At 66.2% G+C, this 19,232-nt stretch carries 19 protein-coding genes and 1 pseudogene; 10 read left to right on the top strand and 10 right to left on the bottom strand.

The annotated features are described in order from the left end of the window. Window positions 1-360: transposase (locus tag ACIGFL_RS10285; RefSeq protein WP_397497100.1), on the top strand; the 360-nt coding region annotated here is incomplete at its 5' end. Between the two features lie 388 nt (window positions 361-748). Here ACIGFL_RS10285 and ACIGFL_RS10280 read toward each other — a convergent pair. Beyond that, a complete protein-coding gene (locus tag ACIGFL_RS10280; protein WP_397497099.1) occupies window positions 749-1,360 on the bottom strand; it encodes a DUF6338 family protein in 612 nt (203 codons plus the stop codon). A gap of 148 nt (window positions 1,361-1,508) precedes the next feature. Here ACIGFL_RS10280 and ACIGFL_RS10275 point away from each other — a divergent pair. The 6 genes and pseudogenes from ACIGFL_RS10275 (at window position 1,509) to ACIGFL_RS10250 (ending at window position 8,205) form a co-directional block, all read left to right on the top strand. After that, window positions 1,509-2,474 (top strand): annotated as a pseudogene (locus ACIGFL_RS10275) (integron integrase). A 319-nt stretch (window positions 2,475-2,793) separates the two neighbouring features. After that, a complete protein-coding gene (locus ACIGFL_RS10270) occupies window positions 2,794-3,717 on the top strand; it encodes an ABC transporter ATP-binding protein (RefSeq protein ID WP_397497098.1) in 924 nt (307 codons plus the stop codon). Next, window positions 3,714-4,445 (top strand): ABC transporter permease subunit, encoded by a 732-nt coding sequence (locus tag ACIGFL_RS10265; RefSeq protein ID WP_397488679.1) that lies wholly within the window; start codon window positions 3,714-3,716, stop codon window positions 4,443-4,445. The genes ACIGFL_RS10270 and ACIGFL_RS10265 overlap by 4 nt, the downstream gene beginning before the upstream one ends. 9 nt (window positions 4,446-4,454) lie before the next feature. Continuing rightward, complete coding sequence (locus ACIGFL_RS10260; RefSeq protein WP_397497097.1) at window positions 4,455-6,287, top strand: GldG family protein; 1,833 nt, start codon at window positions 4,455-4,457, stop codon at window positions 6,285-6,287. A 483-nt stretch (window positions 6,288-6,770) separates the two neighbouring features. Continuing rightward, the gene (locus ACIGFL_RS10255) at window positions 6,771-7,763 is read left to right on the top strand and encodes a DUF4340 domain-containing protein (protein WP_397497096.1); all 993 of its coding nucleotides are present in this window, start codon (window positions 6,771-6,773) and stop codon (window positions 7,761-7,763) included. A 232-nt stretch (window positions 7,764-7,995) separates the two neighbouring features. Continuing rightward, window positions 7,996-8,205 carry a cold-shock protein gene (locus tag ACIGFL_RS10250; RefSeq protein WP_031303182.1) on the top strand — a complete coding sequence of 70 codons (210 nt, stop codon included), beginning with the start codon at window positions 7,996-7,998 and terminating at the stop codon, window positions 8,203-8,205. Window positions 8,206-8,398: 193 nt separating this feature from the next. Here the strand turns inward: ACIGFL_RS10250 and ACIGFL_RS10245 are convergent, their stop codons facing one another. The 4 genes from ACIGFL_RS10245 to ACIGFL_RS10230 form a co-directional block, all read right to left on the bottom strand. Continuing rightward, window positions 8,399-8,770, bottom strand: coding sequence for a hypothetical protein (locus tag ACIGFL_RS10245; protein ID WP_122109829.1), 372 nt, complete (start codon window positions 8,768-8,770; stop codon window positions 8,399-8,401). 5 nt (window positions 8,771-8,775) lie between these two features. Then, window positions 8,776-9,600: a putative RNA methyltransferase gene (locus ACIGFL_RS10240; protein WP_397497095.1), complete on the bottom strand. Its 825-nt coding sequence runs from the start codon at window positions 9,598-9,600 to the stop codon at window positions 8,776-8,778. A gap of 146 nt (window positions 9,601-9,746) precedes the next feature. After that, on the bottom strand, window positions 9,747-10,889 hold the full coding sequence (dapE, locus tag ACIGFL_RS10235; RefSeq protein WP_397497094.1) for a succinyl-diaminopimelate desuccinylase: 1,143 nt from the start codon (window positions 10,887-10,889) through the stop codon (window positions 9,747-9,749). A 67-nt stretch (window positions 10,890-10,956) separates the two neighbouring features. Beyond that, window positions 10,957-12,108 (bottom strand): iron-containing alcohol dehydrogenase, encoded by a 1,152-nt coding sequence (locus tag ACIGFL_RS10230; protein ID WP_397497093.1) that lies wholly within the window; start codon window positions 12,106-12,108, stop codon window positions 10,957-10,959. Window positions 12,109-12,232: 124 nt separating this feature from the next. Here ACIGFL_RS10230 and tcdA point away from each other — a divergent pair, with 124 nt between their 5' ends. The 3 genes from tcdA (at window position 12,233) to ACIGFL_RS10215 (ending at window position 14,493) form a co-directional block, all read left to right on the top strand. Continuing rightward, on the top strand, window positions 12,233-13,042 hold the full coding sequence (gene tcdA, locus ACIGFL_RS10225) for a tRNA cyclic N6-threonylcarbamoyladenosine(37) synthase TcdA (protein ID WP_397497092.1): 810 nt from the start codon (window positions 12,233-12,235) through the stop codon (window positions 13,040-13,042). A gap of 101 nt (window positions 13,043-13,143) precedes the next feature. After that, the gene (locus ACIGFL_RS10220) at window positions 13,144-13,974 is read left to right on the top strand and encodes a substrate-binding periplasmic protein (RefSeq protein ID WP_397497091.1); all 831 of its coding nucleotides are present in this window, start codon (window positions 13,144-13,146) and stop codon (window positions 13,972-13,974) included. A gap of 48 nt (window positions 13,975-14,022) precedes the next feature. Then, window positions 14,023-14,493, top strand: a complete 471-nt coding sequence (locus ACIGFL_RS10215; RefSeq protein ID WP_397497090.1) for a DUF1456 family protein — start codon at window positions 14,023-14,025, stop codon at window positions 14,491-14,493. A gap of 217 nt (window positions 14,494-14,710) precedes the next feature. On the opposite strand, the gene ACIGFL_RS10210 is transcribed toward ACIGFL_RS10215, so the two are convergent. From ACIGFL_RS10210 to dapC, 5 genes are all read right to left on the bottom strand, one after another. Further along, entirely contained in the window at window positions 14,711-15,118 is a 408-nt protein-coding gene (locus tag ACIGFL_RS10210) for a SufE family protein (RefSeq protein ID WP_397497089.1), read from the bottom strand. A 106-nt stretch (window positions 15,119-15,224) separates the two neighbouring features. Then, the gene (locus tag ACIGFL_RS10205) at window positions 15,225-16,430 is read right to left on the bottom strand and encodes an aminotransferase class V-fold PLP-dependent enzyme (RefSeq protein ID WP_397497088.1); all 1,206 of its coding nucleotides are present in this window, start codon (window positions 16,428-16,430) and stop codon (window positions 15,225-15,227) included. A 168-nt stretch (window positions 16,431-16,598) separates the two neighbouring features. Further along, window positions 16,599-17,633 (bottom strand): 2,3,4,5-tetrahydropyridine-2,6-dicarboxylate N-succinyltransferase, encoded by a 1,035-nt coding sequence (gene dapD / locus ACIGFL_RS10200; protein ID WP_397497087.1) that lies wholly within the window; start codon window positions 17,631-17,633, stop codon window positions 16,599-16,601. Window positions 17,634-17,670: 37 nt separating this feature from the next. Next, window positions 17,671-18,018, bottom strand: a complete 348-nt coding sequence (locus tag ACIGFL_RS10195) for an ArsC family reductase (RefSeq protein WP_397497086.1) — start codon at window positions 18,016-18,018, stop codon at window positions 17,671-17,673. Next, window positions 18,015-19,217: a succinyldiaminopimelate transaminase gene (dapC, locus tag ACIGFL_RS10190; RefSeq protein WP_397497085.1), complete on the bottom strand. Its 1,203-nt coding sequence runs from the start codon at window positions 19,215-19,217 to the stop codon at window positions 18,015-18,017. Before dapC ends, ACIGFL_RS10195 begins: the two co-directional genes overlap by 4 nt. Window positions 19,218-19,232 lie beyond the last annotated feature (15 nt).

Here is a 19,232-nt window from a genome sequence, read left to right as displayed (position 1 = left end):
GGCAGGCCCGAACGCTTTGCCAGTGGCCGGCAACTCAGTGCCTGGCTGGGCATGACGCCCCGCGAGTTCAGCAGCGGCGAGCGGCGCAAGCTGGGACATATCAGCCGACAGGGCAATGTCTACGTGCGCACCTTGCTGATCCATGGCTCGCGCGCGGCGCTGCTGGCGGCCCAGCGTTGCCAGGCACGCACGCCGGAGAAACTGACGCCGCTGCAGCGCTGGGCCGTCGAGACCGCGGCCCGTATTGGTCACAACAAGGCGACGGTGGCCTTGGCGAACAAGCTGGTGCGGATCTGCTGGGCGGTGTGGTGCCATGAGCGGCGTTTCAGCGGCGACTGGCGAAGCGTAAGACCCGCCTGACGGCGGGGGTAATCAGTAAGGAGTGATGGTTTTCTGGTGGTTGTGGTGAGCAGCAGCACTGTCGAAACAGGCGAGTCCTGCAGCGGAACAAGGCCGATAACAATCATGATCTGCGTGATCGATTGAACGCTTGGCCCCCGCTGCGCGAACTACAGAATGGCCAGGGCGATGCCCGACTCAAGGCCGGATATACGAATGCAACCGCGCTGACGACAGGTGCAAAAGCAAAGCTTTACTCACTGCTTGTGGGGAGAGTCCATATACCAGTTGTTAGCTGCGCCGAGGTGGCGGCGGAGGAGGTGGTGGTTTTACGTTTGTGGGTTGAGTGGGGTTAACGGTTATACCACCGTTAATTCCATTATTAACTGGCGTTCTTGGTGGTGGAGGATTAGGCGCTTTCTTTGACATTTTTAAGCTCCATGAACTCAACAAGTATTACATTGCCGGCGGGTATTAGAATGTTCTTAACATTTGACATGGGTATTTCATTGTTGTCATCGTCAAGCCATGATGAGTCTTCCAGAAGGAAGTGTCCAGAACCTGCCTGTGACGGCCATTCGGTTGGCCATCCGTAAATTCGATTGCCGTCATTTAGATGCAATACTACATAAGTGATATTTTTATTGAAGGCACCGAACCACTCAGAAGGGTAGGATGTTTCTCTTGTGATTTTAAAGAATCTCATTAGACGATGAAATTTGTCATTGTTCGTGAAGTAGGCAAAAGCAATGCCGAGTACTATTGCTGAAATGACTGATGTTGTTAATTCGGAATTTTGCGACCATACCCCTAGCGATGCATGTTTTCCTATGAATAATGCAAGTGCTTTGAATGTATACGCTAATGGTTGTATTAATAGCGTAAATATTAGGGCTTGTACTACGCGCTCAAATTGCGATGGAAGTGAAAACGAAGTAAGTCCGTAATACACCCAGGCTGAGAGGAAGCCTGGGAGCAGGTATCGCAATAAATTAATGAGTTCTTGCCCGATACTATCCATGGTTTCTCAGCTAACTATTAATTAGGCGACATGGCTGTCGCGTTTGCCCACGACACCTGTCGCATAACCTTCCTTGTCGTCCTGTAAGTCCTTGTCTGGCCTGAAGATGCTCGCGGCAAACGCGACAGCACTCAGGGAGAAACGCGACATGGATGACGGCAAGCCCAAGCTGCTGGATCAACTGCGCCAGCAGATTTGAGTCAGAAACTATTCCATCCGTACCGAAACTGTCTATGCCGAGTGGGCAAAGCGCTATATCCGCTTCCATCGCTATCGGCATCCGGCGGAGATGGGCGCGGCGGAGATCGAGGCTTTTCTGACTCATCTGGCGGTCAAGCGCGATGTGTCCGCTTCGACGCAGAACCAGGCCTTGGCCGCTCTGCTGTTTCTCTACAAGGAGGTGCTCAAGCTGGATTTGCCCTGGTTACAAGACATAGTGCGGGCGAAGAAGCCCCAGCATCTGCCGGTGGTCTTGACTCGCGCCGAGGTGGAGGCCTTGCTGGCGCAGCTGCAGGGCGTGAGCTGGATTGTCGCCAACCTGCTCTATGGCTCGGGCTTGCGTCTACTCGAGGCGCTGCGGCTGCGGGTCAAGGATGTGGATTTCGCCCGGCGGGAGATTCTGGTGCGCGATGGCAAGGGCCAGAAGGACCGGGTGACCATGCTGCCCATGCGTATCGTCGAGCCGCTGCAGTTGCATCTCGACAAAGTGCGCGGCTTGCATTGCAGCGATCTCGCCGAGGGTTTTGGCGAGGCCAACTTGCCCTTCGCCCTGGCGCGCAAGTATCCCAATGCGGCCAAGGAATGGGGCTGGCAGTTCGTCTTTCCGTCCATTAACCGTTCGCGGGACCCGCGCGGTCAGGGGACCTTCCGTCATCACCTGCACGAGAAGACCATCCAGCGTGCGGTGCGCGAGGCTGCGCGGCGTGCCGGCTCGATCAAGCATGCCACGCCGCATTCGCTGCGCCATTCATTCGCCACTCACCTGCTGGAGGCGGGCCAGGACATCCGCACGGTGCAGGAGCTGCTCGGTCACGCCGACGTGAAGACCACCATGATCTACACCCATGTGCTCAATCGCGGCGGCCTGGCGGTGCTGAGCCCGCTGGATCGCTGAGGAGGTTCTGAAAAGCCATTTACCTCCACACCTGCAAAGGCGCTGGTCCCGGTGCGGCGCAGCCTCTGGGTTATTCCACTTCGGGCCAGCGCAAGCGCTGTTCAGCGATAAAGCTGCTGTCCCGCCTGCGCGGGAATGACGACTATTTCAGGTATTGCTGGGCGCGCCGCCGGGCGGCGGTAACCTCCGGTAAATTTCCGCGGGCGCCACTCGGTTGCAATCAGCGCATCCGACTTCTTATAGTTCCGCCGGCATTTTTGCAGGCCTGGCTCGTGCCCACGAGCGGCGCGCCAGGCTTTGACCGCACTGGTGAGAGGCCATGATCGAAATAAGAAACCTGACCAAGCGTTTTGCGCAGCACACGGCAGTCGACGACCTGTCGTTCAGCGTCCAGCCGGGGGAGGTGCTGGGCTTTCTCGGCCCCAACGGCGCCGGCAAGTCCACCACCATGAAGATGCTCACCGGCTTTCTCGCGCCGACCTCCGGCACGGCGAGCATCCTCGGTTGCGATATCCAGACCCAGACCCTGCAGGCCCAGCGGCAGATCGGCTATCTGCCGGAAGGCGCGCCCTGCTACGGCGACATGACGGTGCGCGGCTTTCTCGACTTTATCGCCGAGGTGCGCGGCTTTCGTGGCGCCGAGAAGCGCCAGCGGGTCGAACGCGCCGTGGTGCAGGTGGAGCTGGACAAGGTGCTGGAGCAGAGCATCGAGACGCTGTCCAAGGGTTTCAAGCGCCGCGTCGGCCTGGCCCAGGCGATCCTCCACGATCCGCGCGTGCTGATCCTCGACGAGCCCACCGACGGTCTCGATCCCAACCAGAAGCATCAGGTGCGCCAGCTGATCCAGGGCCTGGCGCGCGACAAGATCGTGATCATTTCCACCCACATCCTCGAAGAGGTCACGGCGCTGTGCACCCGCGCGGTGGTGATCGCCCAGGGCCGCTTGCTGGCCGATGGCACGCCGCTGGAGCTGGAAAGCCGCTCGCGCTACCACCAGGCGGTGACCCTGGTGGCCGCCGAGCCGCTGGATCTGGATGCCCTGGCCGCGCTGCCGGGGGTGGCCGGAATCGAGGAGAACCACCTGGAGCACAGCTTCAGCGTGCTGGCCAAGCCGGGCGAGGTGATCTTCCCGCAGGTCAACGCGCTGATCGGCCAGCGTGGCTGGAACATCAAGGAACTCAACGTGGAACGCGGTCGGCTCGACGAAGTGTTCCGCAGCCTGACCCGGGGAGAGCAGCCATGACCCAGTTGCCGGTGATCTTCAAGCGCGAGCTGGCGAGCTACTTCGCCACGCCGCTGGCTTATGTGTTCATCGTGATCTTCCTGGTGCTGTCCGGGGTGTTCACCTTCTACCTGGGCGGTTTCTTCGAGGGCGGCCAGGCGAATCTGTCTGCCTTCTTCAACTTCCACCCCTGGCTCTACCTGTTCCTGGTGCCGGCCATCGCCATGCGCCTGTGGGCGGAGGAGCGCAAGTCCGGCTCCATCGAGCTGCTGATGACCCTGCCGATCACCCGCTTCGAGGCGGTCACCGGCAAGTTCCTCGCCGCCTGGGTGTTTGCCGGCATCGCGCTGCTGCTGACCTTCCCGATGATCGTCACGGTCAATTACCTGGGCGAGCCGGACAACGGCGCCATCGTCACCGGCTATATCGGCAGCTGGCTGCTGGCCGGCGCCTATCTCGCCATCGGCTCGTGCATGTCGGCGCTGAGCAAGAACCAGGTGATCGCCTTTATCCTCGCGGTCAGCGCCTGCTTCCTGTTTATCGTCAGCGGCTTTCCGATGGTGCTCGACGCCTTCGCCTGGGCGCCGCAGTGGCTGGTGGACGCCATCGCCTCGCTGAGCTTCCTGGTGCGCTTCGACGCCATCAGCAAGGGCGTGATCGATCTGCGCGACCTGCTGTATTTCCTCTCGCTGATCGCCGCCTGGCTGACCGCCACCGCCGTGGTCATCGACCTGAAGAAAGCCGACTGAGGAGCGCCCATGAAAAAGCTGATCTATTCCGGCGCCGGGCTGCTGCTGATCGCGGCGGCCTTTCTCGCCTTCAACCTGCTGGCCGGCCTGGGCCTGGGCGGCGCCCGCCTGGACCTGACCGAGCAGAAGCTCTACACCATTTCCGATGGCACCAAGCAGATCCTTGGCGAGCTGGACGAGCCGATCAACCTGTACTTCTTCTACTCGGACAAGGTGGCCAAGGACCTGCCGGCGCTGCGCACTTACGCCCAGCGCGTGGAGGAGATGCTCAAGGCCTACCAGCGCCAGGCCGGCGGCAAGATCCGCCTGCACCTCATCGACCCCGAGCCCTTCTCCGAGGACGAGGACAAGGCCGCCGAGTTCGGCCTGCAGGGCATCCCCCTGCAGCAGGGCGGCGACTCCATCTACTTCGGCCTGGCCGGCACCAACGCGCTGGACGACACCCAGGTGATCCCGTTCTTCGCCCTGGATCAGGAGGAGCACCTGGAGTACGAGCTGAGCCGCCTGGTGCAGAGCCTGGCCAAGCCGCAGTTGCCGGTGGTCGGGGTGCTCTCCGGGCTGCCCATGACCGGTGGCTTCGACATGATGGCGCGGCAGCCGACGCCGCCATGGATGGTGCTGGAGCAGGTGCGCCAGTTGTTTTCGATCGAGCAGCTCAAGGCCGACGTCGACCTGATTCCCGACAGCGTCTCGGTGCTGTGGCTGGTGCACCCGAAGAACCTGCCCGAGCAGACCCTGTACGCCATCGACCAGTTCGTCCTGCGCGGCGGCAAGCTGATGGTGTTCGTCGACCCCTATGCCGAGGCCGACACTGGCGACATGCCGGGCGAGATGGCGGTGGACAAGGGCTCTAACCTCGAGCCGCTGTTCCAGGCCTGGGGCCTGCGTCTGGTGCCGGACAAGGTGCTCGGCGACGGCTCCTACGCCATGTCGGTGAGCATGGGCCAGGGTCAGCGTGCGGTGCGTCATGCCGCCTGGCTGAGCCTGCCGCGCCAGGCGCTGGACCAGGAGGACATCGCCACCGCCGGGCTGGAGAGCATCACCGTCGCCACCGCCGGCATCCTCGAACCGGTGGAAGGCGCCAAGACTCGCTTCACCCCGCTGCTGCAGAGCTCCGAGTACGCCATGCCCTTCGACGCCCAGCGTTTCGCCATGCTCAGCAATCCGGAGGAGCTGATCCGCGAGCTGGAGCCCACCGGCGAGCGCTACGCCATCGCCGCACGCATCGACGGCCCGGCGCAGAGCGCCTTCCCCGACGGCATCGAAGGGCGCAAGGACGGCCTCAAGCAGGCCGATACCATCAACGTGATCGCGGTGGCCGATACCGACATCTTGAGCGACCGCCTGTGGGTGCAGGTGCAGGACTTCTTCGGCCAGCGCATTCCGCAGCCCTGGGCCGACAACGGCAGCTTCGCGATCAACGCGCTGGACAACCTGGCCGGCTCCGAGGCGTTGATCAGCGTGCGTTCGCGCGGCCGCTTCAGCCGTCCCTTCGTGGTGGTGGAAGAGTTGCAGCGCGCCGCCGAGCAGCGCTTCCGCGAGAAGGAACAGGCGCTGCAGGCGCGCCTGGCCGAGACCGAGCAGCAACTGGCGGCGCTGCAGCGCAACGACGACCCCAGCCAGGCGCTGGAGCTGACCCCGGAGCAGCAGGGCGCGGTGCAGCGCTTCATCCAGGAGAAGCTGGCGATCCGCAAGGAGCTGCGCGACGTGCGCTACCAGCTCAACGCCGATATCGAGGCGCTGGGCCGCACGCTCAAGGTGATCAATATCGCCCTGGTGCCGGCACTGCTGACCCTCGGCGTGCTGGCGCTGTGGCTGTGGCGGCGCCGCCGCCGGGCCTGAGCAGTGTGGGAGGCGCTTCAGCGGCGACTCGTTCGCGGCTAAAGCGCGTAGGGTGGATCGGGGCGCGTAGCTGTCGCTTTTTACATCCACCACAACGGTGGATCGGTGAAGCCTGATCCACCCTACGAACCAGAGCCCGTGGGGTGCGCCACTCGCACCAAAGCTTTTGAGGCGGTGCGCATGGCGCCGCCACGGTTCGTCGCTTTCAACCTTGGGGCATCTGTCGCTCCGATGGGGAGCCGAAGGATGAGCCTCCCGAGCGCGTAGGGTGGATGTCGCTTTTTACATCCACCACAACGGTGGATCGGTGAAGCGTGATCCACCCTACGAACCGGGGCCGTAGGATGCGCCGCGCGCACCAAGGCTTTTGAGGCGGTGCGCATGGCGCACCCCACGGTTCGTCGCTTTCAACCTTGGGGGCATCTATCGCTCCGATGGGGAGCCGAAGGATGAGACTACCGAGTTTTCAACAGTGAGGAGATCATGGGACGCAAAGGTCTGATCGCATTGATCGTCATCGTGCTGCTGTGCCTGCTGGGGTACCTGGCGCTGCAGCAGCGCCAGCAGCAGGGCACTGCACAACTCGAACGCATGCCCTGGCTGGCCGCCGAGCAGGGCTACCTGGGTAGCCTGCAGGCGCTGGAAATCCAGCCGCCCGGCCAGCCGACGGTGCGTATCGAGCGCCGCGGCGAGGCCTGGGTGGTGCCGGCCAAGGCCGATTACCCGGCCGCGCGCGAGCCCCTGGCCGAGCTGCTGCGGGCGCTGCGCGAGGCGCGCAGCGTCGAGGCCAAGACCGCCAACGCGCAGTGGCACGCACGCCTGGGCCTGGCGGAAAGCGGCGAGGAGGGCGAGCAGGCGCTGCGTCTGCAGCTGCAGTTCGACGGCCATCCCGAGTTGAGCCTGCGTCTGGGCAACCCGTCGCAGCAGGGCAGCGGGCAACTGGTGCGCCGCGCCGGCGAGGACCAGGTGTGGCTGATCGACCAGCAGCTCGACCTGCCCAGCCGCGAGCTGGACTGGCTGGATCGCCGCGTTGCGGACATTCCCTTCGCCAGCGTCAAACGCCTGGAGCTGCGCTACGCCAGCGGCGAGACGCTGACCCTGAGCAAGCCCGACGCCGAGCAGTACAACTTCACTGTGGAGCAGTTGGGCAAGGGCCAGCAGCTCAGTTTCGAGGGCGCGGCCAACGGCATGGTCACGCTGTTCTCCAACCTGCGTTTCGCCGATGCCGCGCCACTGGCGCAGATCGCTTTCAAGCAGGCGCCGATGCTCAGGCTGAGCCTGACCGGCTTCGACGGCCAGAGCCTCGAAGGCGCGCTGTACCAGCAGGGCGAGCAGCACTGGCTGGTGCTCGGCGAGCGCCAGGGATTCGAGGACGGCGAGGTGGCCGCGCGCAGCGATTGGGCCTATCGCCTGGACGCCGAGCAGGTTCAGAGGCTGGCGAAGAAGTTGCGCGATTTGCTGGCGAAAAACGGATAAAAACCGGCTGTAACCCCGATGTTGTCTGGTTTGCGCTCGGTTCTAAAAAAGTGCTTTTCAGTCACATTTCATGCTTTATACTCGGCCCAGCGGTTGCAGCAAGAACGCCCTTCGCTTGACCTGCTCCATGCTCCAATTGCCGGGGTTGGCGAACGATGAACAGAACGTTTTTACCGAGCCGTCACAGCGCCTATTCGGGACAATAAAAATTTGCGAGTTGGAGAAGTGGGTAATGGCAGATCGTGAGACCGGAACCGTCAAATGGTTCAATGATTCCAAGGGCTACGGGTTCATTCAGCGCGAAAGCGGCCCGGACGTATTCGTTCACTACCGCGCCATCCGTGGCGAAGGCCACCGCACCCTGATCGAGGGGCAGAAGGTCGAGTTCGGCGTGACCCAGGGCCAGAAAGGCCTGCAGGCGGAAGACGTTTCCGCGGTCTGAGTTCCAGACTCCAACGAAAAGGCCCGTCGATGACGGGCCTTTTCGTTTATGGCGCAAGGGTGGATGTCGTTTTTACATCCACCACGCGGTGGATCGATAAGGCGTGATCCACCCTACGGATCGTGCCGGGCGCAACGGGTGGTTGGATGAATGGCCACGGTCCGCGCTACGCACCCTACGGATGCGGCCGCTGTCATTCCGTACGCCAGACGATCTCGGTTTCGCCGTCGGCATCCACCTTGATCCAGCGGTCGGCTTCCTCGTCGCTTTCATCTTCCACCCAGGTCCCCGGCGCGCAGCGGATCTGCACGCCGAGCGCGGCATGGGCGGCGCGGGCGCAGGCCAGGTCGTCGGCCCAGGGCGTGGCGTCGCTTTCCAGGTACAGGCTGTGCCACTTGCCCACGGCCTTCGGCAGCCAGGTCACCGGCACGTCACCGGCCTTGCATTTGAAGGTCTGGCCCTTCTGCTGCCAGTCGCTGCAAGGGCCCAGGGCCTCACCCAGCCACTGCGCCACGGCGTCGCGTTCGGCGTCTTTCAGGTAGATCTCGATATCGGGTTGGCGCATGGCATTCAGTCCTGAGAGCGTGGGCTCTGGATTTTGACGATCCAATCGTAGCGGATGGCAACGGTAACTTCGAAGGGCGCGGCAATCACCGCCTCGCGCCGTTCGGCACTGGCGCGCCAGCCGTGCGGGGTCATGGCCAGCAGGTCGGCGCGGGCCTGGGCATCGCTCAGGTGCAGCGGGAACTCGAGGGTTTCGCTATGGGCCAGGTGCATACCCGGCGGGATCAGCGCCAGGTGCTTCTCGTCGTCGTAGTCGCGCACCTCGTCGTAGAGCTTCTGCCGCAGCTCCATCAGGTGCACGCGGGTCGGGCCCATGCGCAGCAGGCCGCCGCCGGAGGCTAGCAGGCGATTGGCCTCGGCCCAGTCGAGCGGGCTGAACACGCTGGCCAGCAGCTCGCAGCTGGCATCCGCCAGTGGCACGCGGGCCATGCTCGCCACCAGCCAGTTCAGCTGCGGGGCGCGCTTGCAGGCACGCTTGATCGCCTCGCGGGAGATATCCAGGGCATAACCGTCGGCATGGGGCAGGGCGCGGGCGATCTGCTCGGTGTAGTAGCCCTCGCCGCAGCCGATATCCAGCCAGCGCGCCGGCTTGTACTCGGCCGCCAGTGCCGCCAGGCGCGCGGCCAGCGGCGCGTAGTGACCGCCGTCGAGAAAGCGTCGGCGCGCCTCGACCATGGCGGCGTTGTCGCCGGGGTCGCGGCTGTTCTTGTGCTGCACCGGCAGCAGGTTGTAGTAGCCCTGGCGGGCGCGGTCGAAGCTGTGCCGGTTGCTGCAGACCAGGCCGCTGTCACTGGGCTGCAGCGGCGTCTGGCAGAGGGGGCAGATCAGCATGCGTAAAATCCGGGAATAGGCCGTCGCGAGCGCGCCGAGAGCAAGGCGGACGGAACGCAGCGACGAGACATATCGAATAGATAGGCGAGGAGCGAGTACCGCCCAACGCAGCTATCGGTGTGCGCAGCAGGCATATTCATGGATTTTCATGCCAGCAGTTTCACCAGGGTTCGGTAGTAAACTTCGGTGAGCAGGTCGAGGTCGCTGGCCAGCACCCGCTCGTTGATCTGGTGGATGGTGGCGTTGACCGGGCCCAGCTCGACCACCTGGGTGCCCAGGGTGGCGATGAAGCGCCCGTCGGAGGTGCCGCCGCTGGTGGACGGCGTGGTGTCGCGACCGGTGACGTTCTTGATGCTGGCGGCCACGGCGTCGAGCAACTCGCCCGGCTGGGTGAGGAAGGGCAGGCCGGACAGCGCCCACTCCAGGTGGTAGTCCAGGCCGTGCTTGTCGAGGATAGCGGTGACGCGCTGCTGCAGGCCTTCGACGGTGGATTCGGTGGAGAAGCGGAAGTTGAACACCGCTTTCAGTTCGCCGGGGATGACGTTGGTGGCGCCGGTGCCGGCATTGAGGTTGGACACCTGGAAGCTGGTCGGCGGGAAATAGTCGTTGCCATGGTCCCAGTGCTCGGCGGCCAGTTCGGCCAGGGCCGGGGCAGCCAGATGAATCGGGTTCTTCGCCAGGTGCGGGTAGGCCACGTGGCCCTGCTTGCCGTACACGGTGAGGGTGCAGCCGAGCGAGCCGCGGCGGCCGTTCTTGACCACGTCGCCGAGCAGGCTGGTGCTCGACGGTTCGCCGACGATGCACCAGTCCAGACGCTCGCCGCGTTCGCGCAGACGCTCGACCACCGCCTTGGTGCCGTGCTGGGCCGGGCCTTCCTCGTCGCTGGTGATCAGAAAGGCGATGGCGCCCTTATGGTTCGGGTGGTCGGCGGTGAAGCGCTCGACGGCGACGATCATGCTCGCCAGGCTGCCCTTCATGTCCGCCGCGCCGCGGCCGCAGAGCATGCCGTCTTCATCGACGCGTACGTCGAACGGCTGGTACTGCCAGGCGTCCAGCGGGCCGGTGGGCACCACGTCGGTATGCCCGGCGAAGCACAGAACCGGGCCGTCGCCGCCGCGCTTGGCCCAGAAATTCTCCACCTCTTCGATGCGCATGTGCTCGACCTCGAAGCCGCAGGCGGCCAGGCGACGCATCATCAGCTCCTGGCAACCTTCGTCGACCGGGGTCACGGACGGGCGGCGGATCAGGTCGAAGGCGAGTTCCAGGGTCGGGGTGAGGGTGGCGGTCATTGCGGCTCCGGTACGGCGGCTAGCGTGAAGGCTGGCCATCTTAAAGCAAAAGTCGTTACCGATCAGGTCATAAGGCGCGCAGCAGGATGCGTTCGCACACGGTCGGGTCGAGCTCGTCGCCTTCACCGAGGGCGCCCGGACTGCGGCGTTGCAACTGCGCCAGCACCTCCGGGACCGCCTCGGCGTCCAGGCCGTGATCGCTCAGCCGGGTGGCCAGGCCGAGGTCGCAAAAGAACCCCGCGGTGGCGGCGATGGCGGCGTCAATGCGCTGCTCCGCGTTGCCGGCGGGCAGCTGCCAGACCCGTTCGGCGTATTGCTGCAGCCTGGCGCCGTGCGCCTCGCGGCATTCGGCGAGCAGCGCGGGCAGCACCACGGCCAGGCTCTGCGCCGGGGCCAGGTGGTACAGCGCGCTCAGCTCCCGGGCGATCCGCCGCGCGCCGCCCGCCGGTACCACGCCGCAGCCGGCGGGGCCGTCGAGCGCCTGCAGCGCGCACCACAGCAGGTTGGCGCGCACGGCCTGGTCCTCGGGATCGGTGATCAACTTGCGACCTTCTTCGATCAGGGTCAGCAGCTGGGCCTCGGCGTAGCGCGCCTGCAGCGGCGCATCGGCCGCGACGCCGAGGTAGCGCTCGCAGGTGCGGGCGAACGCCTCGATCACCGCGTGCGCCAGTTGCTGACGCGGCGCGTCGAGGTGGAGGCCGGGGTCGACGATGGCGAAGCGCGGGTGCAGCAGCGGGCTGGCGAAGGGCAGCTTCTGCTGGCGTTCGGCATGGCTGACCAGGCCCTCGGCGTGGCTCAGGGCGCTGCCGATCGGCAGGGTCAGCAGGCAGCCCAGCGGCAGCGCCGCGCGGATCGGCGCGCCGCACAGCAGTTGCAGCGGATCGCCGGGGTGGCACAGGGCGGCGGCGAGGAACTTGCCGGCATCGATCGGCGCGTCGCCGCCGATGGCCAGGACGAAGTCGCAGGCGTCGTGCCGGGCCTGGGCCACGGCGCGCAGCAGGGTGTCGTACTGCGGGTTGGGCTCGATCCCGGCGAAGCGGCTCAGCGGGCGTCCGTGCAGGCTGCGCTCCACCTCGGCCCAGACGCCGTTGCGCAGGATGTCGGCGCCGGCGTGTAGGGCCAGCACGCGGCTGCCGGGCGGGATTTCCTCGGCCAGGCGGGCGATCTGGCCGCGGCCGAAGTGCAGCCGGGTCGGGTTGTAGACGCTGAAGTTGCGCATGGGCGAAGCCTCGCTGCTGCGCTCACTATAGCGCCGGCTGCGCCGCCCGCCGGGCGAACCGCCCGGCGGGCTTGGGCGCAGGCATGGCCGTGCCTATAATGCGCGCCTTGCTGCAGGGGGTGAGATGAACACAGACGAACAACGTTTCGGCGGCATAGCCCGGCTCTACGGCCGCGAGGGCTATGCGCGGCTGGCCGCGGCGCATGTGGCGGTGGTCGGCATCGGCGGCGTCGGCTCCTGGGCGGCCGAGGCGCTGGCGCGCTCGGGCGTCGGCGAGATCTCGCTGTTCGACCTGGACGACGTCTGCATCACCAACACCAATCGCCAGGTGCACGCCGTCGAGGGCGCGGTGGGCAAGGCCAAGGTCGAGGAGATGGCCGCGCGCATTCGCGCCATCAACCCGGCCTGCGTGGTGCACGCGGTGGCCGATTTCGTCACCCGCGAGACCATGGCCGAGTACATCACCGAGCAGCTCGACGGGGTGATCGACTGTATCGACAGCGTGCCGGCCAAGGCCGCGCTGATCGCCTGGTGCAAGCGGCGCAAGATCCAGATCGTCACCACCGGCGGCGCCGGCGGCCAGGTCGACCCGACGCAGATCCAGCTCGCCGACCTCAACAAGACCTTCAACGACCCGCTGGCGGCCAAGGTGCGCAGCACCCTGCGTCGCGACTACGGCTTCTCGCGCACGCCGGGGCGTACCTACAGCGTGCCCTGCGTGTTCTCCACCGAACAGCTGCGCTATCCCAAGCCGGACGGCACGGTGTGCCAGGCCAAGGGCTTCGTCGGCGAAGGGGTCAAGCTGGACTGCGCCGGCGGCTTCGGCGCGGTGATGATGGTCACCGCCAGCTTCGGCATGGCCGCCGCCGCCAAGCTGGTGGACAAGCTGGTGGCCGGCGCCCGGCGCCCGGCCGAACGTGGCCGCAGCGACTGACGGCGGCCTGTGCGGCGGCCTGCTTGGCTAAGCTGAGACAAAAAAGGAGTGACAGAACTCGGGCAGGGACGCTTCGCTGTGTTTGCGCGTTGAGGTGATCCGTGTCGTACCTGTTTTCCCGTCTGCGTGGTGGACCCTTCGCCGCCAGCCTCTGCATGGCGCTGCTGCTGGGCGGCGTGCTGCCGGTGGCGGCCGAGCCGAAGCTGCGCATCGGCACCGGCGACTGGGCGCCCTACGTCGACCAGCGCCGCGCCGATGGCGGCGCCATGGCGCGACTGATCAGCGCGGTGTTCGCCGAGGCCGGCTACGCGGTCGAATACGTCTTCTACCCCTGGGATCGCAACGTGCTGATGCTGCAGCAGGGTCAGCTGGACGCCATCATGCCCTACAGCTGCAGCCCCAGTCGCCTCAACTACGGGGTGTGCAGCGACCCGGTGGTGCGCGGCGAGGTGGTGCTGTTCCATCGCCGCGAGCTGGCGTTCGACTGGCGTCGCATCGAGGACCTCAAGCGCTACCGCATCGGCACCACCCTCGGTTATTCCTACGGCTCGCGCTTCGACCAGGCGCAGCAGGACGGCCTGCTGCAGGTGCAGCAGAGCGGCAAGGAGGACACCAGCTTCCGCCTGCTGGAACTCGGTCGCATCGACCTGCATCCGCAGGACCGCGCGGTCGGCTACGCCATGCTGCGTCGCCTGTTCCCCGGCGCCGAGGGGCGCGCCATCACCCATCACCCGCGCCACCTGAACACCGAACCGCTGCGCCTGCTGTTTCGCAAGGACGATGCCGAGGGCGAGCGGCTGCTGCGCCTGTTCAACGCCGGCCTGCGCCATTTCGCCGAGCGCGGCGACCTGGCGCGCTTGCAGCAGGCGCTGAATTCCGGCGACGCCGATGCCTGGCTGCCGACCAGCCGGGCGCAGGCGCTGCGCGACTGACGGCGGATGCGCCTATAATCGCCGCCCGCTTCCGTTGAGACCGCCGCAATGACCAATAACGACGTACTGCGCAGCCTGCGCTACCTGCTGGCCATCGGCGACGCCAAGCTGGTGGAGATCTGCCAACTGGCGGACTACCCGGTGACCCTGGAGCAGATCTCCGCCTGCCTGCTCAAGGACGACGAGGCCGGTTACCAGCCCTGCAACGACGCTTTGCTGGCCCATGTGCTGGAAGGCCTGGTGTTCTACAAGCGCGGCAAGGACGAGAGCCGTGCACCGCTGCCGGTGGCGACGCGCTTGAGCAACAACATCGTGCTGAAGAAGCTGCGCGTGGCCTTCGAGCTCAAGGACGAGGACATGCAGGCCATCCTCCAGGCCGCCGACCTGCCGATGACCAAGGCCGAACTCGGCGCCCTGTTCCGCAAGCCCGGGCACAAGCACTACCGCGAGTGCGGCGACCAGGTGCTGCGCAATTTCCTGCGTGGCTTGACGCTGCGCGAGCGCGGCAAGGGCGACTAGCGTCGGGGTAGTGGGGTCTTCCCTGGCAACGCGATTTTCGTAGGGTGGGTTAGCCGCCTGTTACGCCTGTCGATCGACTCTCATTGCCTGGTGCGGCGTAACCCACCATCGGTGCAACGCCATCCATCGCCTGGTGGGTTACGCGGCGCGCGACGATGGCGGGGGCTGAACGTGCGGCGGTTGGCGCCGCTAACCCACCCTACGGTGATCTGGCGTTTCAGGATCTTGCCAGTTCGCGCATGCGTTGCAGTACCGCATTGAGCCCGTTGCTGCGCGAGGGCGAGAGCTGGCGGGCCAGGCCGAGCTGGTCGAACCAGGCGGCCAGGTCGAGCGCCGCCAGTTCCTCGTCCTTCAGGCCGTCGACCCGGGCCAGCAGCACGGCCAGCAGGCCGCGCAGCAGGCGGGCGTCGCTGCCGGCGCGAAAGTGCCAGGCGCCCTCGTGTGTTTCCGCCACCAGCCAGACCAGGCTTTCGCAGCCGTGCACGCGATTGGCCTCGCAGCGTTCGGCCTCGCTCAGCGGCGCCAGGCGCTCGCCCCACTGCATCAGCAGGCGCGCGCGCTGCTCCCAGCCGGGGCAGGCGGCGAAGGCCTCCAGGGCGTGCTGGGCTGCAGTCGGCAAGTTCATAGATGCAAGGATCCCGTAGGAGCGGCTTTAGCCGCGTATTTCGCTAGCGCCGCGGTTTTGCGCCTGACATCGGCCGCGGTTCGACCGCTGCAACCCAGGGGCTGGGTCATCGCAGCAGCTCCAGGGCCTGGTCCAGGGCATCGAAGAAACGATCCAGATCGGCGCCGTCATTGTACAGGCCGAGCGAGACGCGGATCGCGCCGGACAGCCCCAGGCCTTTCATCAGCGGCATGGCGCAGTGGTGCCCGGCGCGCACGGCGATGCCCTGTTCGGTCAGCAGGTGGGCCAGGTCGGCGTTGTGCACGCCGTCGACGCAGAAGCTGGCCAGGGCCAGTTGCGGTGCGCCGAGCAGGCGCACGCCGTCGCGCAGTCCGAGGCCGGCTAGCAGCTTGGCGTGCAGCGCTGCCTCGTGGCCGGCCACCGCGGCCTGGTCGAGGCCGGCCAGCCAGTCCAGCGCCGCGCCCAGGGCGATCACGCCCGACACCGGCGGGGTGCCGGCCTCGAAGCCCAACGGCGCCGGGCGGAAACGCGCGTCCTGGTAGTCGGCGTCCAGCACCATCTCACCGCCGAACTGCCAGTGGCGCAGCTGCGCCAGCGCCTCGCCGCGGCCGTAGAGCAGGCCGACGCCGTCCGGGCCGTAGAGCTTGTGCGCCGAGCAGACATAGAAGTCGCAGCCCAGCGCCTGCATGTCGTGGCGGCCGTGCACCGCACCCTGGGCGCCGTCGACCACGCTGAGGGCGCCCAGGCTGCGCGCCAGGGCCAGCAGTTCGCGCAGCGGCTGCCAGCGCCCGAGCACGTTGGACAGCTGCGCCACTGCCAACAGCCGGGTACGCGGGCCGATCAGCTCGGCGGAGCGGGCCTGGTCGATGCTGCCCGTGACATCCAGCGGCAGTACCACCAGCTTGAGCCCGCGACGCAGCGCCAGCTGCTGCCAGGGCAGCAGGTTGGCGTGGTGCTCCAGGGCGCTGACGACCAGCTCGTCGCCGGGCTGCAGCAGATGCTCCAGGCCGTAGGCCAGCAGGTTGAGCGCCTCGGTGCTGCCGCGGGTAAAGACAATCTCATCGCGGCTGGCCGCGTTCAGCCAGGCCGCCGCCTTGTCCCGTGTGCCTTCGAAGGCGCGGGTGGCGCGCTCTCCCGGCAGGTGCTGGGCGCGGTGCACGTTGGCGGCGCCGCTGGCCAGGTAGCCGAGCAGGCTGTCCAGCACCGCCTGCGGCTTCTGCGCGGTGGCGGCGCTGTCCAGGTAGGTCTGGCCCTCGGCTTCGAGGGCGAGAATGCCGGGGAAAGCGGCGCGCCAGGGGGAGATCAGTGACATGGATGCTTCCAGAGATCTTCTGGCAGTTAAAAGTTGGGTTTAACGTGTCGCGAGCGACGGCCAGACAAGGCGCAATAAGGCGAGGACGCAGAGTTTACTGGTGTAAATGAGCGTCCGAGCCTTATTGCAACGCAGTATGGGCTAGCGCAGCAGCGTTAAACCAACTTTTCAGTTGTGGGCGTGCAGGGCTTCGTTCAGTTCGATGGCCGACTTGTGGGTCTTGCACTCCACCGCGCCGGTCTGCGAGTTGCGGCGGAACAGCAGGTCCGGCTGGCCGGCCAGTTCGCGTGCCTTGACCACCTTCACCAGTTGGTTCTGGTCGTCGAGCAGCGCCACCTTGGTGCCGGCGGTGATGTACAGGCCCGACTCCACGGTGTTGCGGTCGCCCAGCGGGATGCCGATGCCGGCGTTGGCGCCGATCAGGCAGCCTTCGCCGACCGAGATGACGATATTGCCGCCGCCGGACAGGGTGCCCATGGTCGAGCAGCCGCCGCCCAGGTCCGAGCCCTTGCCGACGAACACGCCGGCCGAGACGCGGCCTTCGATCATGCCCGGACCGGCGGTGCCGGCGTTGAAGTTGACGAAGCCCTCGTGCATCACCGTGGTGCCTTCGCCGATGTAGGCGCCCAGGCGCACGCGCGCGCTGTCGGCGATACGCACGCCGGCCGGCACCACGTAGTCGGTCATCTTGGGGAACTTGTCCACCGAGAACACCTCCAGCAGCTCGCCCTTAAGACGCGCTTCCAGCTGGCGCTCGGCCAGTTCGCCGAGGTCGACCGCGCCCTGGCTGGTCCAGGCCACGTTGGGCAGCAGCGGGAAGATGCCGGCCAGGTTCAGGCCGTGCGGCTTGACCAGGCGGTGCGACAGCAGGTGCAGCTTGAGGTAGGCCTCGGGGGTGCTGGTCGGCGCGGCGTCTTCGGCGAGGAAGGTCGCCACCAGCGGGTTGTGGCTCTCGGCCAGGCGGGTGAGCAGGGCGGCCTGGGCGGCATCGACGCCCTTGAGCGCATCGGCCAATTCGCCGGCCTGGGCGCTGCTGAAGGCGATGGCCTGATTGCCGCCCTGGTAGCCGAGAATGGCCGCGGCCTTGTCGCTCAGCTCCACGGCCGGATTGAGCAGGGGCAGGGCGTAGAAGACTTCCAGCCAGTTGCCCTGGCGGTTCTGGGTGCCGACGCCGAAGGCGATGCTGAAGAGGTTGGTGCTCATAGGATGGTTTCCTTGCAACGAAATCGAGGGTGAAGAATCAGGCCAATGCGGCTTGGTAGTTATCCGGTTTGAAGCCGACCAGGGTGCGCTCGCCGAGATCGAGCACCGGGCGCTTGATCATCGAGGGCTGGGCCAGCATCAGCGCGATGGCCTTGGCCTGGTCGAGGTCGGCCTTCTGCTCGTCGGTGAGCTTGCGGAAGGTGGTGCCGGCGCGGTTGAGGATGGTCTCCCAGCCGTGCTCGGCGCACCACTGCTGCAGGCGCTCGCGGTCGATGCCGGCGCTCTTGTAGTCGTGGAAGTCGTAGGCGATGCCGCGCTCGTCGAGCCAGGTGCGGGCCTTCTTCATGGTGTCACAGGCTTTGATGCCATAGAGGGTCTTGCTCATGGAGTGCGTCCTTCGATAAAGCGGCGGATGCGCTGGGCGGCTTCGATGCATTCGGCCAGCGGCGCGACCAGAGCCATGCGCACGCGCCCGGCACCGGGGTTGATGCCGTCCACCTCGCGCGACAGGTAGGAGCCCGGCACCACGGTGACATGTTCGGCGGCGAACAGCGCGCGGGTGAACTCGGCGTCGTCGCCCGGGGTGCGCGCCCAGAGGTAGAAGCCGCCGTCGGGGCGCTGCACCTCCATCACCGGCTCAAGGATATCCAGCACGGCGTCGAACTTCTCGCGGTACAGGTCGCGGTTGGCGCGCACGTGGTCCTCGTCGTTCCAGGCGGCCACGCTGGCCAGCTGGGTCTGCACCGGCATGGCGCAGCCGTGGTAGGTGCGGTACAGCAAAAAGGCCTTGAGGATCTCGGCGTCGCCGGCGACGAAGCCCGAGCGCAGACCCGGCAGGTTGGAGCGCTTGGACAGGCTGTGGAACACCACGCAGCGCGCAAAATCGCTGCGGCCCAGCTCGGCGCAGGCGCTGAGCAGGCCGGCCGGCGGGTTGGCCTCGTCGAAGTACAGCTCGCTGTAGCACTCGTCGGCGGCGATGACGAAGTCGTGCTCGTCGGCCAGGGCGATCAGCTTCTTCAGCGTTTCCACCGGGATCAGCGCGCCGGTGGGGTTGCCCGGCGAGCACAGGAAGAGGATCTGGCAGCGCTGCCAGACCTCGGCCGGCACTGCATCGAAGTCGGGGTTGAAGCCATGGGCTTCCAGGCACGGCAGGTAGTGCGGCGCGGCGCCGGCGAGAAACGCCGCACCTTCGTAGATCTGGTAGAAGGGATTGGGGCTGACCACCAGGCCCTTGGCATTGCGGTCGACCACGGCCTGGGTGAAGGCGAACAGCGCCTCGCGGGTGCCGTTGACCGGCAGCACGTGGCGCGCCGCATCCAGCCAGCCGGCCGGTACGCCGAAGCGCCGCTCGCACCAGCTGGCGATGCTCTGGCGCAGCTCGGCCAGGCCCAGGGTGGTGGGGTAGACCGCCAGCTTGTCGAGACTCGCGGTCAGCGCCTGGGCGACGAAGTCCGGCGACTTGTGCTTGGGCTCGCCGATGGACAGGGCGATGGCGCGCTTGTCCGCGGCCGGCTGCACGCCGCCGAGCAGGGCGCGCAGTTTCTCGAAGGGGTAGGGCTGGAGCTGGTCGAGGGCTGGGTTCATCGGGGCTTCCGGAAA

Origin of the sequence: Pseudomonas sp. NPDC077649, assembly GCF_044542855.1 — a bacterium.
In the GTDB taxonomy this organism is placed as follows: domain Bacteria; phylum Pseudomonadota; class Gammaproteobacteria; order Pseudomonadales; family Pseudomonadaceae; genus Aquipseudomonas.
This window is presented reverse-complemented; position numbering and strand designations above follow the sequence as displayed.